The sequence below is a fragment of the Micromonospora echinofusca genome (assembly GCF_017614955.1).
In the GTDB taxonomy this organism is placed as follows: Bacteria; Actinomycetota; Actinomycetes; order Mycobacteriales; family Micromonosporaceae; genus Micromonospora; species Micromonospora echinofusca_A.
The window spans coordinates 1-13540 of the sequence record NZ_WVUH01000044.1; the positions used below are offsets into that span (position 1 = coordinate 1).

The following is a 13540-nucleotide window of genomic DNA, read 5'->3' on the forward strand; positions in this document are numbered from 1 at the left end:
GCGGATGCCCGGGGAAAACCGACGCGACGTGCCCGTCCTCCCCGACCCCGAGCATCAGCACGTCGAAGCGGGGCAGCACCGCACCCGGCCCGGCCGCTGCCGCGAGACTGGCCGCGTACCCGGCCGCCGCCGCCTCGGGATCGTCGCCGGCCGGGCCGTCCGACGGCGGCATCGGGTGTACCCGGGCCGGGTCCAGCGGCAGCGCGTCGAGCAGCGCCGCCCGCGCCTGGGTCTCGTTGCGGTCCGGATGCCCGGCGGGCAGGAACCGTTCGTCACCCCACCACACGTCCACCCGGGACCAGTCGACCGCGTGCCGGGCCGGCAGCGCACCGACGGCCCGGTACACCGCGGCGGCGATCCGTCCGCCGGTCAGGACGACCGACGCCGCACCCCGGTCGGCCTGCGCGTCGAGGATCGCGACGACCAGCCGGGCGGCGACCGCCTGGGCGAGCAGATCGGGGTCCGCGTGGACGGCGACACTCGCCTCACTCATCACTGGTGTTCTTTCCTGTCCTGCCGGTACGGGTCACGCCTGCTTCGTCTCCGGGTGGGCACTGATGCCCGCCTCGGCCCGGCTGGCGGTCGCCGGATCCTTCCACACGTGTACCCGCTGCGCGGGCCGGGACTGGAGACCGGACAGCCCGGTCACCGCCCCCAGCGCGTCGGCGTACACCTGGTCGGCGTCGAGCCGCCGCAGTTCCTCGGCCAGTTCGTCGCCGAGTGGCCGGCGGACCAGCGGCAGGTGCCGTTCGGCCTGACCGGGCCGGCGGAACGTCGCCATGCTGTCCTCCCGGACCAGTTCGAGCTGGTCCCCGTTGGCGCACCGCAGCTCGACCGAGCGCATCCGGGGGTACGCGTCGGTGTGCTCCCACTCGGGTTGCACCCCGAGCCGGGCGGTCAACCACCCGGACATCAGCGCGGCCGTCGGGTCGGTACGGGGTGCGACCACCTTCGCGCCGGTGACCTTCGCGTCGGTGGTGTCGAACGCGCCCGCCACCAGGGTGCGCCACGGGGTGATCCGGCTCCACGCCAGGTCGGTGTCCCCGGGGGCGTAGTCCCGGGCCCGCTGGCGCAGCGCCTCGATCGGGTCCTTGGCCTGCGCGGCATCGGTGATCCGCCGGTCGGCCACCACACCGAGGAAGTCGTTGGCGATCTCCACCGGCGGCTCCTCGTGCCACCAGGTGACCACCGGCACGTCCGGGACCAGCAGCGGCATCACCACCGACTCGGCGTGCAGCGCCAGCCGGCCGTACATCCGGGTCACCACCGCCTCGCACGGGCCGAGCCGGCCGCCGACGACGATCTCCGCGTCCAACCGGTTGCGGTCCCGGTCGACGTCCGAGCGGACCACGACCAGCAGCCGGCACGGGTGGGCGGCGGCGGCGATGGTGGCCGCCGCCTCCGCCTCCCGGACCCGCTTCTCGTCCACCACGACGATCAGTGTCAGGGCCATCCCGCTGGCCACCCCGCCCGCGCTGCGTCGTTCTGCGGCGAGGGCCTTGACCACCTCGTTGCCGGTGGTGTCCCAGAGCCCGATCATGCTCTCCTCCAGGCCCGACCCTCGCGGGCCAGCATCTCGTCGGCGGCCCGAGGACCCCACTCACCGGCCCGGTACGGATCCGGTCTGGTCCCCGCCCACGCCTGCTCCAGCGGGTCGACCACCTGCCAGCTCTGCTCCACCTCGGCGGCGTCCGGGAAGAGGGTCCGGTCACCGATCAGCACGTCGAGCACGAGCCGTTCGTACGCCTCCGGGCTGGACTCGGTGAACGCCTCGCCGTACTGGAAGTCCATCGCGATGTCCCGGACCTCCATCGTCGTCCCGGGCACCTTGGAACCGAACTTGAGCACCACACCCTCGTCCGGCTGGACCCGGATGACGAGCTGGTTGTTGCCCAGCATCTCCATGTCGGCCGGGTTGAACGGCAGGTGCGGGGCCTTCTTGAACATGATGGCCACCTCGGTGACCCGGCGGGGCAGCCGCTTGCCGGCCCGGATGTAGAACGGCACCCCCGCCCAGCGGCGGTTCTGGATGCCCAGCCGCACCGCGACGTACGTCTCGGTGGTCGAGTCGGCCGGTACGCCCTCCTCCTCCAGGTAGCCGACGGCCCGCTGCCCGGCCACCCAGCCGGGCAGGTACTGGCCGCGTACCGTGCCCGTGGTGACGTCGGCGGGCAGGGTGATCGCCTTGAGGACCTTCAGTTTCTCGGCGCGGATCTCGTCCGCGTCGAAGCTGGTCGGCTCCTCCATCGCCACCAGGGCGAGCAGTTGGAGCAGGTGGTTCTGCACCACGTCCCGGGCTGCGCCGGCCGAGTCGTAGAAGCCGGCCCGGCTGCCGATCCCGACGTCCTCGGCCATGGTGATCTGCACCGAGTCGACGTACTTGGAGTTCCACAGCGGTTCGAAGAGACTGTTGGCGAAGCGCAGGGCGAGGATGTTCTGGACGGTCTCCTTGCCCAGGTAGTGGTCGATCCGGAAGACGTCCTGCCGGGTGAAGACGTCGTCGACCAGGTCGTTGAGGGCCTTGGCCGAGGGCAGGTCGTGGCCGAACGGCTTCTCCACCACCACCCGGCGCCAGCCGCCGCACTTCTCGTTGTCGGCCATGCCGGTCCGGGCGAGCTGCTTGAGGACCACGGGGAAGGCGGCCGGGGGGATGGAGAAGTAGAACGCCGCGTTGCCGGCGATGCCGTGGCTCTCCCGCAGGTCGTCCAGGGTCGCCGCGAGATGGTCGAAGGCCGCGTCGTCGTCGAACGAGCCGCCGACGAACTTGATGTTGCCGGCCAGCCGGGCCCAGACCTCCTCCCGCCACGGGGTGCGGGCGTGCTGGCGGGCCGACTCGTGGGCCAGCGACTCGAAGTCACCGTCGCCCCAGTCGCGGCGGGCGAAGCCGAGCACGACGAAACCCGGCGGGAGCAGGCCCCGGTTGGCCAGGTCGTAGACGGCCGGCAGCAGCTTCTTGCGGGCCAGGTCGCCGGTCACTCCGAAGATCACCAGAGCGCAGGGCTCCGGGATCCGGGGCAGTCGACGGTCCTGCGGATCACGCAGTGGGTTCACGCCACCTCCTCGCTCCACTGACCTTCCAGGCTCATTGTCGTGCCCCCAGTCCGCGTACCGCCTCGCGTAGCTGGGCCAGACCGGCGGCCCGCTCGGTCAGGTGCAGTCGCAGCAGTGGCCGGCCCCGACCGGTCAGGGTCTCCCGGTCACCGGCGGCCTGCGCCGCCTGGAGCTGACCGAAGGTGTACGGCCGACCGGGTACCGCCAGATCCCCGGTGGGGGCGCCGGTGATCTGGAGGAACGAACCGACCTGCGGCCCGCCCTTGTGGTACTGCCCGGTGGAGTGCAGGAAGCGCGGCCCCCAGCCGAAGGTCACCGGTCGGCCGGTGACGGTGGCCAGCAGCGGGCGCAGGTCGGCGGCCCCGGCGTCGGCGGACCGGTCCAGATAGGCCAGCACCGCCAGGTAGCCGTCGTCGCCCAGCCCGGCGCACAGCCAGCGCAGCGCCCCGGCCAGGTCGCCGGGGACACCCGCCGGGGCGTACCCCTCGACGGCGCCCTCGACGAACGAGGGCGGGCCGTCCACGAACGGGGGCGAACCGTCCGGGAACGGGGGCGGGCCGTCCGGCGCGGCACCGGCGGCCAGAATGCGGTCGGTGTTCTGCTTCGACCCGGTGACGTCCGGCTGGTCGAACGGGTCGACGCCGAGCGTCACCGCCGCGACCGCGGTGGCGTACTCCCAGGCCAGGAAGTGCGCGCCGAGCGGCCCGTTGACCGCGAGGTCGGGGCTGACCCCGGCGCCCGGTACCGCACCGGCGGGCAGGGCCCCGCCGTAGGTCACGGTGAGCACGTCCGGCCCGGTGGCGCCGGGGCTCTGCGGCGACTCGACCACCACCGGCAGCAGACCCCGCCCGGACTTGCCGGTGGACTCGGCGAGCAACTGTTCGATCCAGTCGCCGAGTCCTTCGATGCCCGTCCCGTCGCCGACCAGGGCGACGGTGGCCCGGCCGCTGGCGGCGGCGGCGCCGAGCGCCGCGCCGAGGGCCAGCGCGGGATTGTCCCGTTCACCGCCGAGCGTGTCGGCGAGGGCATCCGCCTGGTCGAGCAGTTCGGCCACCTCTGCCCCGGCCAGGGCCGCCGGTACCAGCCCGAACGCGGTGAGCGCCGAGTACCGGCCGCCCACCTCCGGGTCGGCGGGGACGACGAAGGCGCCCATCTCGGTGGCGGTCGCCTCCAGCGGGGAACCCGGGTCGGTGACGACGACGAAGTGCCGGCCGGCCTCGGCCTCGCTCAGCCCGGCGTCCAGGTAGGCCTGCCAGTAGGCCCGGCGGTGGCTGTCGGTCTCCACCGTCGAGCCGGACTTGCTGGCCACCACCACGACGGTCCGGTCCAGCCGGTCACCGAGCGCCGCGCGGACCTGCCCCGGATCGGTAGTGTCCAGCACGGTCAGCTGACAGCCGAGGGTCCGGCAGATCACCTCGGCGGCCAGGGACGAGCCGCCCATCCCGGCGACCACCACGTGGTCCAGGTCACCCAGCTCGGCCTTCAGCTCGGCGAGCTGGGGCAGCAGGTCCCGGCTGCGCCGGTGGGTGTCCCGCCAGCCGAGCCGGATCCGCGCGTTGTCCTCGGCGTCCGGCCCCCAGAGGGTCGGGTCCCCGCCGGCCAGTCGACCCGGCACGCCGGCGGCGACCAGGGCGGCCCGGGCCGACGCCGGCGCGGTGGCGTCCACCGCGTCGGCGCCGTACACGGCCAGGCCGGCGGCGCACTCCGCCGGCCCGTCGAGCAGGTCACTCACGTCGGCGCCCCGCCCACCGGGGCGGCCCCGGTCGGCGGGCACCCGACGGACCGGGTCACGCGTTGCCCCCGGCCCGGGCGGCGGCCTCGGCGTTGCCCCTGGCCGCCTTGTTGGGCGTACCGGTGCCGTGCGCGGCGGCCTCCAGCGAGCGGCGTACCCCGTCGAGCAGTTCCTGCCAGCTCGCCTCGAACTTCTCCACGCCCTCCCGTTCCAGGACGGCGATGACGTCGGTGAAGTCGACACCGGCGCGCTCCAGGCCGGCGAAGACCTCCCGGGCGTCGTCGTACGCACCGGTGACGGTGTCGCCGGACGTCTCGCCGTGGTCGGCGAAGGCGTGGACGACCGGCTCCGGCATGGTGTTGACCGTGCCCGGGGCGATCAGTTCCTCGACGTAGATGACGTCCCGGTAGTCCGGGTTCTTGGTCGACGTCGACGCCCAGAGCGGGCGCTGCGGGTGGGCACCGGCGTCGGCCAGGGCCTGCCACCGGTCACCGGAGAAGACCTCGGCGTACCGCTCGTACGCCAGTCGGGCGTTGGCCACCGCCGCGCGACCCTTCAACGCGAGCGCGCCTTCTTTGCCTGCGGTGTCGGAAGCTTCACCGACTATCCGGTCCAGTCTCTTGTCGACCTCGGAGTCGACCCGGGAGACGAAGAACGAGGCGACCGAGCCGATCTTCGTCAGGTCGTGGCCGTTCTGCTTCGCCAGCTCCAGGCCGGCCAGGAACGCCTCCATCACCGCCGAGTACCGGTCCAGGCCGAAGATCAGCGTGACGTTCACGCTGATCCCCTCGGCCAGGGTGCGGGTGATCGCCGGCAGGCCCGCCTCGGTCGCCGGGATCTTGATGAACAGGTTCGGCCGGTCCACCAGCCACCACAGCGCCTTCGCCTCGGCGACGGTGCGGTCGGTGTCGTGGGCCAGGCGCGGGTCCACCTCGATGGAGACCCGTCCGTCCACGCCCCCGCTGGCGTCGTACGCGGGGCGCATCACGTCGCAGGCCCACCGCACGTCGTACGTGGTGAGCATGCGGACCGCCTCCTCGACGTCCACTCCCCGGGCGGCCAGGTCCCGCAGCTGCCAGTTGTACTCGTCGGCGTCGCTGAGGGCCTTGGCGAAGATGGTCGGGTTGGTGGTCACCCCCACCACGTGCTGCTCCCGGCGGAGCTGGTCCAGCCCGCCGGAGCTGAGCCGTACCCGGGAAAGGTCGTCGAGCCAGATCGCCACGCCGGTGGCGGTGAGTTCACCCAGTCGGTCCGTCATGCTCACACGCTCCCCTCAGTTGCCGGTCGTGAAACCGGTGATGTCGCCGATCCGGGTCAGCGCCGCGTGCGCGGCGGCCACGATCCGGTCGGGGGTGAAGCCGAACTGCTCGAACAGCACGCTGTGCGGCGCGCTCGCCCCGTAGTGCTCCAGACTGACGTTCTCGCCGCAGTCGCCGACGAGGTCGTGCCAGGACATCGCGATGCCGGCCTCGACGCTGACCCGGGCCTTGATCCCGCGCGGCAGGACGGACTCCCGGTACGCCTCGTCCTGCGCCCGGAACCACTCCTGGCAGGGCATCGACACGACCCGGGTGGGGGTACCGTCGGCCTCCAGCCGCTCCCGGGCGGTCAGGCAGAGCTGCACCTCCGAGCCGGTACCGATCAGGATCACCTGCGGCTTGGCGTTGGACGCCTCGGCCAGGACGTAGCCGCCCCGGGCGGTGCCCTCGGCGTCGGCCAGCTCGCTGCGGTCGAGGACCGGCAGCGGCTGACGGCTCAGCGCCAGCGCGGTCGGCCGGTCGGTGTGCTCCAGGGCCTGCCGCCACGCCCACGCGGTCTCGTTGGCGTCGGCCGGGCGGACCACGTCGAGGCCGGGGATGGCGCGCAGCGCGGAGAGGTGCTCCACCGGCTGGTGCGTCGGGCCGTCCTCGCCCAGACCGATCGAGTCGTGCGTCCAGACGTAGACCACCGGCAGCTTCATCAGCGCGGCCAACCGGACCGACGGGCGCATGTAGTCGCTGAACACCAGGAACGTGCCGCCGTACGGGCGGGTGCCGCCGTGCAGTGCGATGCCGTTGAGGATCGCGCCCATGGCGTGCTCACGGATGCCGAAGTGCAGCGTGCGGCCGTACTCGTGGCCGGGGAACTCCTTGGTGGCGTGGCTGCTGGGGACGAACGACGGCTCGCCCTTCATCGTGGTGTTGTTGCTCTCGGCGAGGTCCGCCGAGCCGCCCCACAGTTCCGGCAGGACCGGGGCGAGGGCCTCCAGGACCTTGCCGGAGGCGGCCCGGGTGGCGATCCCCTTGGCGTCCGCCGGGAACTGCGGCAGCGCGTCGGTCCAGCCGGCCGGCAGGGTACGCGTCGACAACCGGTCGTGCAGCGCCTTGCGCTCCGGGTTGGCGGCGGCCCAGGCGTCGTACGCCTGCTGCCACTGCCCGTGCGCCTCGCGGCCCCGGTTGAGCGCCTCGCGGGCGTGGGCGAGGACCTTCTCGTCCACCGCGAAGGTCTGCGCCGGGTCGAAGCCGAGCAGTTCCTTGGTGGCGGCCACCTCGGCGGCGCCGAGCGCCGAACCGTGGATCTTGCCGGTGTTCTTCTTGTTCGGGGCGGGCCAGCCGATGATGGTGCGCAGCGCGACGAACGACGGCCGGTCGGTCTCCGCCCGGGCCGCCTCCAGCGCCTGGTACAGCTCCTCGACGTCCTCGTGGTAGTCGTCCTGGTCGGCGTCGCCGCGCCGCCAGTCCACGGTCTGGACGTGCCAGCCGTACGCGGCGTACCGGGCGGCGACGTCCTCGCTCTTGGCGATCCGGGTGTCGTCCTCGATCGAGATCTCGTTGTCGTCGTAGATCACGGTGAGGTTGCCGAGCTGCTGGTGCCCGGCGAGGGCGCTGGCCTCGTGGCTGATGCCCTCCTCGATGTCGCCGTCGGAGACGATGCACCAGATCTGGTGGTCGAAGACGGAGGCACCGGGGGCGGCGTCGGGGTCGAACAGGCCGCGTTCCCGGCGGGCGGCCATCGCCATGCCGACCGCGTTGCCCAGGCCCTGGCCGAGCGGGCCGGTGGTGGTCTCCACGCCGGGGGTGTGGCCGTGCTCCGGGTGGCCCGGGGTGAGCGAGCCCCACTGCCGCAGCGCCTTGAGGTCGTCCAGGCTCAGCGGGTAGCCGGAGAGGAAGAGCTGGATGTAGAGGGTGAGGCTGGAGTGCCCGGCGGAGAGGACGAAGCGGTCCCGGCCCGGCCAGTTGGGGTCGGTGGGGTCGTGCCGCATGACCCGGTTGAAGAGCAGGTACGCCGCAGGGGCGAGGCTCATCGCGGTGCCGGGGTGGCCGTTGCCGGATTTCTCCACGGCATCCATGGCCAGCACGCGGACCGTGTCGACGGCGCGGCGGTCGAGGTCGGACCAGGTGAGTCGGTCGTGCTCCGGTCGGTTGGCAGCCACGTCTGTTGTGCTCCTCGCAGCAGGTGGGCAGAGCCCTCACTGATGACCCTAACGAGGGGTCCTAAACGTGACCCTATCGAGCGGTGCTCGACGTCTGTCCCGGGATCTCGCTCTACGGTGAGCTGGGCGTCCGTACCGGTCCGGTCCGTGCTGTCCGTGCTGTCCGGTCCGTACGCCGGGTCTCCTCCGGTCGGCGGACTGTGACCGCCCGCACCCTTGACGGGTCGCCCGGGCAGCGCAAACGGTGGCGCGTAGGCTGTCGGTCGGTGTGTGGACCCGGGCCGGTCGCCGCCGCCAGAATCTTCGCGCCGACGCGCCGACGCCGGAAGGTGCAATCCGTGAGCATGATCACCGAGCGCCCCGTCACCACTCCCGCCGGGGAGCCGTCCGTGCGGGCCTCGGCCGGCGGCAGCCGGGCCCGACGGGACGTCCGGGCGGTCGTGGCGGCGTACGTGACACTCACCAAGCCCCGGATCGTCGAGCTGCTGCTGGTCACCACGGTGCCGGCGATGATGCTGGCCGACGGGGGTGTGCCGGCGCTGTGGCTGGTGGCCGTGGTACTGGTCGGCGGTTCCCTCGCCGCCGGTGCGGCGAGCGTGCTGAACTGCTACATCGACCGGGACATCGACCAGTTGATGCGGCGGACCAAGCGGCGCCCGTTGCCGGCGCACACCGTGTCGCCCCGCAACGCCCTGGTTTTCGGGCTGGTGCTGGCGGCGCTGTCGGTGGCGCTGATGGCCGTGTTCACCAACTGGCTGGCGGCGGGGATGACGCTGGCCGCGATCGCCTACTACGACCTGGTCTACACGCTGTGGTTGAAGCGGACCACGGCGGCGAACACCTTCTGGGGCGGGGTGTGCGGGGCGGCGCCGGTGCTGATCGGCTGGGCGGCGGTGACCGGTTCGCTGGCCCCGGCGGCCTGGGCGCTCTTCGCGGTGGTCTTCTTCTGGCAGATGCCGCACTTCTACGCGCTGGCCATCAAGTACAAGGCCGACTACGCGCGGGCCGGCATCCCGATGCTGCCGGTGGTCGCCTCCACCCGGCGGGTCAACGCCGAGATCCTGGTCTTCTCCTGGTTGACCGTGTTGTCGTCGCTGCTGGTGTGGCCGTTCGGGATGAGCCTGATCTACGGGGTGACCGCCCTGCTGGTCGGCGGCATCTTCCTGGTGGAGGCGCACAAGCTGTGCGGACGGGCCCGCCGGGGTGAGCCGGTCAAGCCGATGCGGCTGTTCCACTGGTCCACCACCTACCTGACGCTGCTCTTCGCGGCGGTCGCGGTGGACGCCCTGATCTGACCCGCGCGCCGGTCGCGGTGGACGCTCCCTGATCTGACCGACTGATCTGACCGGACCCGTCCGGTCGGTCCGGACCGACCGGCTTCGTCAGCGAACGCCGCCCTGTTTGTCTCGTTCTGAGTGCTATGTGGCTCTGGGGTAGTTTTATCGCCATTCGCGATGCAGCGACCCGGTCACCCTCTGTAGCGGCAAATGTCCGGACAGAAAATCACGATAAAGTGGTATAAAACCGGGCAAATCTCCAGGGCTTCCGGCTAAACCTGCAGGTAATTGGCATCACAAATTGTCAATAGTCGGCCCGCGTGGCGGCGTCGGTCTGCTTAGGCTGCGCGGTATGGCAGATGGTTCCGATACGACGCTGACGGCTGAACAGACCGTCCCGACCCAGGCCCCCAACGGCCTGGTCTCCGGCATCAAGTCGTTTGCCGCCGGCCACGGCGGCGCGAAGGCGGTCATCGAGTACGTCGGCAAGCGGGGCGCGCGGATCGTTCTCGTGGGGGAGGACGGCGCGTGGGCTGACCAGTTCGCGGACGGCACGGACGTCGCGCGACTGGCCTGCGCCAAAGCAGGAGTTGCCGTGGAGAACACCTGGGAACGCGAACTGATGGACCAGATGCGTCCGAGCAACGACCTGTGGCGGTCGATGGCCCGGCGCACCATGGCCCGTTGATAGTCCTTGTCCGCTAACTGACCCGATAACGGAAGCGACCCGGGGGAGACCCCGGGTCGCTTCGTCGTACCAGGTGGGCTGGTGGGCCCGTGGAACCGGCCCGGTCTCAGCCCACCGCGACCGACTGTCCGGCTGCTGCCGGCGCCGGTACCGCCGTAGGCTGCCGTTCCCGGGTGGCCCAGAGCACCGCCAGGGTGGCCAGCCAGACCAGGCACGACCCGACCATGTGCGCGCCGACCAGGATCGCGGGCAGGTGGGTGAAGTACTGCACGAAACCGATCAGGCCCTGACCCAGCTCGACGGCGAGCAGCAGCAGCGCGGCCCGGGCGGCGCCGGTGGCACCGACCGCGCGGAAGGCGTACCACAGGGCCACCGACAGGCCGATGAGCAGGAAGACGCCGTCGGCGTGCACCTGGGCGATGGTCTCCGGGTCCAGCCCGTTACGGGCCGCACCGTGGTCGCCGGCGTGCGGCCCGCTGCCGGTCACCCAGGTGCCGATCACCAGTACGACGGCGCTCACCACGACGGTCAGCCAGGTGAGGGTACGCAGCGGGGCCGGTACGGTCGGCAGGGCCGGCCCGTCGGGCTCGCCACTGCGCCGCCAGAGCGCGTACGCGGGCACCAGGACCGCCGTGGAGGCGAGGAAGTGCAGCCCCACCACCCACGGGTTCAGGTCGGTCAGCACGGTGATGCCGCCGATCACCGCCTGGGCCGGGATGCCCAGGAACACCGCCACCGCCAGGGGCAGCAGCCGGCGACGCCGGGGGTGCAGGAGGGCGGCGACCAGAGCGGCCAGGGCGATCAGGCCGACCGCGAAGGTGAGCAGCCGGTTGCCGAACTCGATCACCCCGTGGATGCCCATCTCGGCCGTGGTGGTGTACGACTCGTCGGTGCACCGGGGCCAGGTCGGGCAACCCAGGCCGGAGGCGGTCAGCCGGACCGCCCCGCCGGTACCGACGATGGCGACGTTGGCGACGATGGAGGCCAGCGCCAGCCGGCGCACGACCGCGGTGGAGACCGGGAACCGGTCGAAACGCATCACCCGCCAATCCTACGTAGCGTAGTGCTCGGGCTCCGGGCGGGCCGACCGGCCCGGTGGCCCGGATCACCGGTACCCCGGGTTTGCCACCCGTCACCCAATTACGTAACGTTGGCGTTGTGAAAAACATGGCGGCGCTCTCCGAGCAGCCGGCGACCGCTCCGGTCGCCGGGGCCGCCGTGTCCGGCACCACCGGTGACCCGCGCACCCGGGACCGGGTCCGTCAGCTCCTGCTGGAGCGGGGCGCGCTCACCGCGGCCCAGCTCGGCGCGGCCCTCGGGCTCAGCCCGGCCGCCATCCGCCGGCACCTGGACGCCATGCTCGCCGACGGCGACGTGGTGGCCCGCGAGCAGTCCGTGCGGGCCAACCGGCGCCGGGGCCGGCCGGCGAAGGTGTTCGTGCTGACCGACGACGCCCGGGGGCGCTGCGGCACCCACCACTACGACAACATGGCCACCGCCGCGCTGCGCTGGATCGCCCGGGAGGGCGGCCCCGGCGCGGTCGACGCGTTCGCCGCCGAGCAGGTGGCCGCCCTGGAGGCCCGCTGCCGGGCCGCCCTCGAAGGGGCCGGCGACGACCCGTTGGCCCGGGCGGAGGCACTCGCGGGGGCCCTCACCGCCGAGGGTTACGCTGCGAACGCGACCACGATCGCCTCCGGCGGCCAGCTCTGCCAGCACCACTGCCCGGTGGCGCACGTGGCAGCCGAGTTCCCCCAGCTGTGCGAGGCCGAGACCGCGGTGATCTCCCGCCTGATCGGCACCCACGTGCAGCGCCTGGCCACCATCGCGCACGGCGACGGGGTGTGCACCACGCACATCCCCGGGCAGCCGGGGCGTGCCCAGTCCGGTAGAACCGTCACCACTGTGAGGACAGACAGATGACCGAGCAGATCGTCCAGCCACTGACCCAGGATGAGCAGCTCGCCGCCCTGGGCCGCTACGAGTACGGCTGGGCCGACCCGGACATCGCCGGGTCGGTCGCCCAGCGTGGCCTCAACGAGGCGGTGGTGCGGGACATCTCGGCCAAGAAGAGCGAGCCGGAGTGGATGCTCGACCTGCGGCTGAAGGGCCTGCGGCTGTTCGGCCGCAAGCCCATGCCGGCCTGGGGCGCCGACCTCACCGGGATCGACTTCGACAACATCAAGTACTTCGTCCGGTCCACCGAGAAGCAGGCCACCAGCTGGGAGGACCTGCCCGAGGACATCAAGAACACCTACGACAAGCTGGGCATCCCCGAGGCGGAGAAGCAGCGGCTGATCGCGGGTGTCGCCGCGCAGTACGAGTCCGAGGTGGTCTACCACAAGATCCGTGAGGACCTGGAGGAGCAGGGTGTCGTCTTCCTCGACACCGACACCGCCCTGCGCGAGCACGAGGACCTGTTCAAGGAGTACTTCGGCACGGTGATCCCGGTCGGCGACAACAAGTTCGCCGCACTGAACACCTCCGTCTGGTCCGGCGGCTCGTTCATCTACGTGCCCAAGGGCGTGCAGGTGGAGATCCCGCTCCAGGCGTACTTCCGGATCAACACGGAGAACATGGGCCAGTTCGAGCGGACGCTGATCATCGTCGACGAGGGCGCCTACGTGCACTACGTCGAGGGCTGCACCGCCCCGATCTACTCCTCCGACTCGCTGCACAGCGCGGTCGTCGAGATCATCGTCAAGAAGAACGCGCGCTGCCGGTACACCACCATCCAGAACTGGTCGAACAACGTCTACAACCTGGTCACCAAGCGGGCGGTCTGCCACGAGGGCGCGACCATGGAGTGGATCGACGGCAACATCGGTTCCAAGGTCACCATGAAGTACCCGGCGGTCTACATGACCGGCGAGCACGCCAAGGGCGAGGTGCTCTCGGTGGCCATGGCCGGCGAGGGGCAGCACCAGGACGCGGGCGCCAAGATGGTGCACGCCGCGCCGCACACCTCCAGCACGATCGTCTCCAAGTCGATCGCCCGGGGCGGTGGCCGGACCTCGTACCGGGGTCTGGTGCAGGTGCTGGAGGGTTCGCACCACAGCCGCAGCACGGTCAAGTGCGACGCGCTCCTGGTCGACACCATCTCCCGCTCGGACACCTACCCGTACGTCGACATCCGTGAGGACGACGTGTCGATGGGGCACGAGGCGACAGTCTCCAAGGTCAGCGACGACCAGCTCTTCTACCTGATGAGCCGGGGGCTCAGCGAGGACGAGGCGATGGCGATGATCGTGCGCGGTTTCATCGAGCCGATCGCCAAGGAGCTGCCGATGGAGTACGCACTCGAACTCAACCGCCTGATCGAGCTCCAGATGGAGGGCGCGGTCGGCTGACGCCGGTCGCCCCGTTGCCGCCCACCGCACCCG

At 71.7% G+C, this 13540-nt stretch carries 11 protein-coding genes; 4 read left to right on the forward strand and 7 right to left on the reverse strand.

Going from position 1 to position 13540, the window contains the following annotated elements:
* The 6 genes from pgl to tkt all read right to left on the reverse strand — a co-directional run.
* Window positions 1-493: 6-phosphogluconolactonase (pgl, locus tag GSF22_RS07985; RefSeq protein ID WP_208812401.1), on the reverse strand; the 493-nt coding region annotated here is incomplete at its 3' end.
* A gap of 33 nt (window positions 494-526) precedes the next feature.
* Window positions 527-1540 (reverse strand): glucose-6-phosphate dehydrogenase assembly protein OpcA, encoded by a 1014-nt coding sequence (locus tag GSF22_RS07990; protein ID WP_208812403.1) that lies wholly within the window; start codon window positions 1538-1540, stop codon window positions 527-529.
* On the reverse strand, window positions 1537-3051 hold the full coding sequence (gene zwf / locus GSF22_RS07995; RefSeq protein WP_208812405.1) for a glucose-6-phosphate dehydrogenase: 1515 nt from the start codon (window positions 3049-3051) through the stop codon (window positions 1537-1539). Before zwf ends, GSF22_RS07990 begins: the two co-directional genes overlap by 4 nt.
* 31 nt (window positions 3052-3082) lie before the next feature.
* Complete coding sequence (locus GSF22_RS08000; protein ID WP_208812444.1) at window positions 3083-4783, reverse strand: glucose-6-phosphate isomerase; 1701 nt, start codon at window positions 4781-4783, stop codon at window positions 3083-3085.
* Window positions 4784-4838: 55 nt separating this feature from the next.
* Complete coding sequence (gene tal / locus GSF22_RS08005; RefSeq protein ID WP_208812407.1) at window positions 4839-6041, reverse strand: transaldolase; 1203 nt, start codon at window positions 6039-6041, stop codon at window positions 4839-4841.
* A gap of 15 nt (window positions 6042-6056) precedes the next feature.
* Window positions 6057-8195 (reverse strand): transketolase, encoded by a 2139-nt coding sequence (tkt, locus tag GSF22_RS08010; RefSeq protein WP_208812409.1) that lies wholly within the window; start codon window positions 8193-8195, stop codon window positions 6057-6059.
* Between the two features lie 338 nt (window positions 8196-8533).
* Here tkt and GSF22_RS08015 point away from each other — a divergent pair, with 338 nt between their 5' ends.
* Together GSF22_RS08015 and GSF22_RS08020 are read left to right on the forward strand one after the other, a co-directional pair.
* Entirely contained in the window at window positions 8534-9490 is a 957-nt protein-coding gene (locus GSF22_RS08015; RefSeq protein ID WP_208812411.1) for a heme o synthase, read from the forward strand.
* A gap of 334 nt (window positions 9491-9824) precedes the next feature.
* Window positions 9825-10160, forward strand: coding sequence for a hypothetical protein (locus tag GSF22_RS08020; RefSeq protein WP_208812414.1), 336 nt, complete (start codon window positions 9825-9827; stop codon window positions 10158-10160).
* A 106-nt stretch (window positions 10161-10266) separates the two neighbouring features.
* Here GSF22_RS08020 and GSF22_RS08025 read toward each other — a convergent pair whose 3' ends face one another.
* Window positions 10267-11199, reverse strand: a complete 933-nt coding sequence (locus tag GSF22_RS08025) for a COX15/CtaA family protein (RefSeq protein WP_208812446.1) — start codon at window positions 11197-11199, stop codon at window positions 10267-10269.
* A 119-nt stretch (window positions 11200-11318) separates the two neighbouring features.
* On the opposite strand from GSF22_RS08025, the gene GSF22_RS08030 reads away from it, so the two are divergent.
* Both GSF22_RS08030 and sufB read left to right on the forward strand, forming a co-directional pair.
* Window positions 11319-12080, forward strand: coding sequence for a helix-turn-helix transcriptional regulator (locus tag GSF22_RS08030; protein ID WP_208812416.1), 762 nt, complete (start codon window positions 11319-11321; stop codon window positions 12078-12080).
* Entirely contained in the window at window positions 12077-13507 is a 1431-nt protein-coding gene (sufB, locus tag GSF22_RS08035) for a Fe-S cluster assembly protein SufB (protein ID WP_208812418.1), read from the forward strand. Before GSF22_RS08030 ends, sufB begins: the two co-directional genes overlap by 4 nt.
* Window positions 13508-13540: the final 33 nt, after the last annotated feature.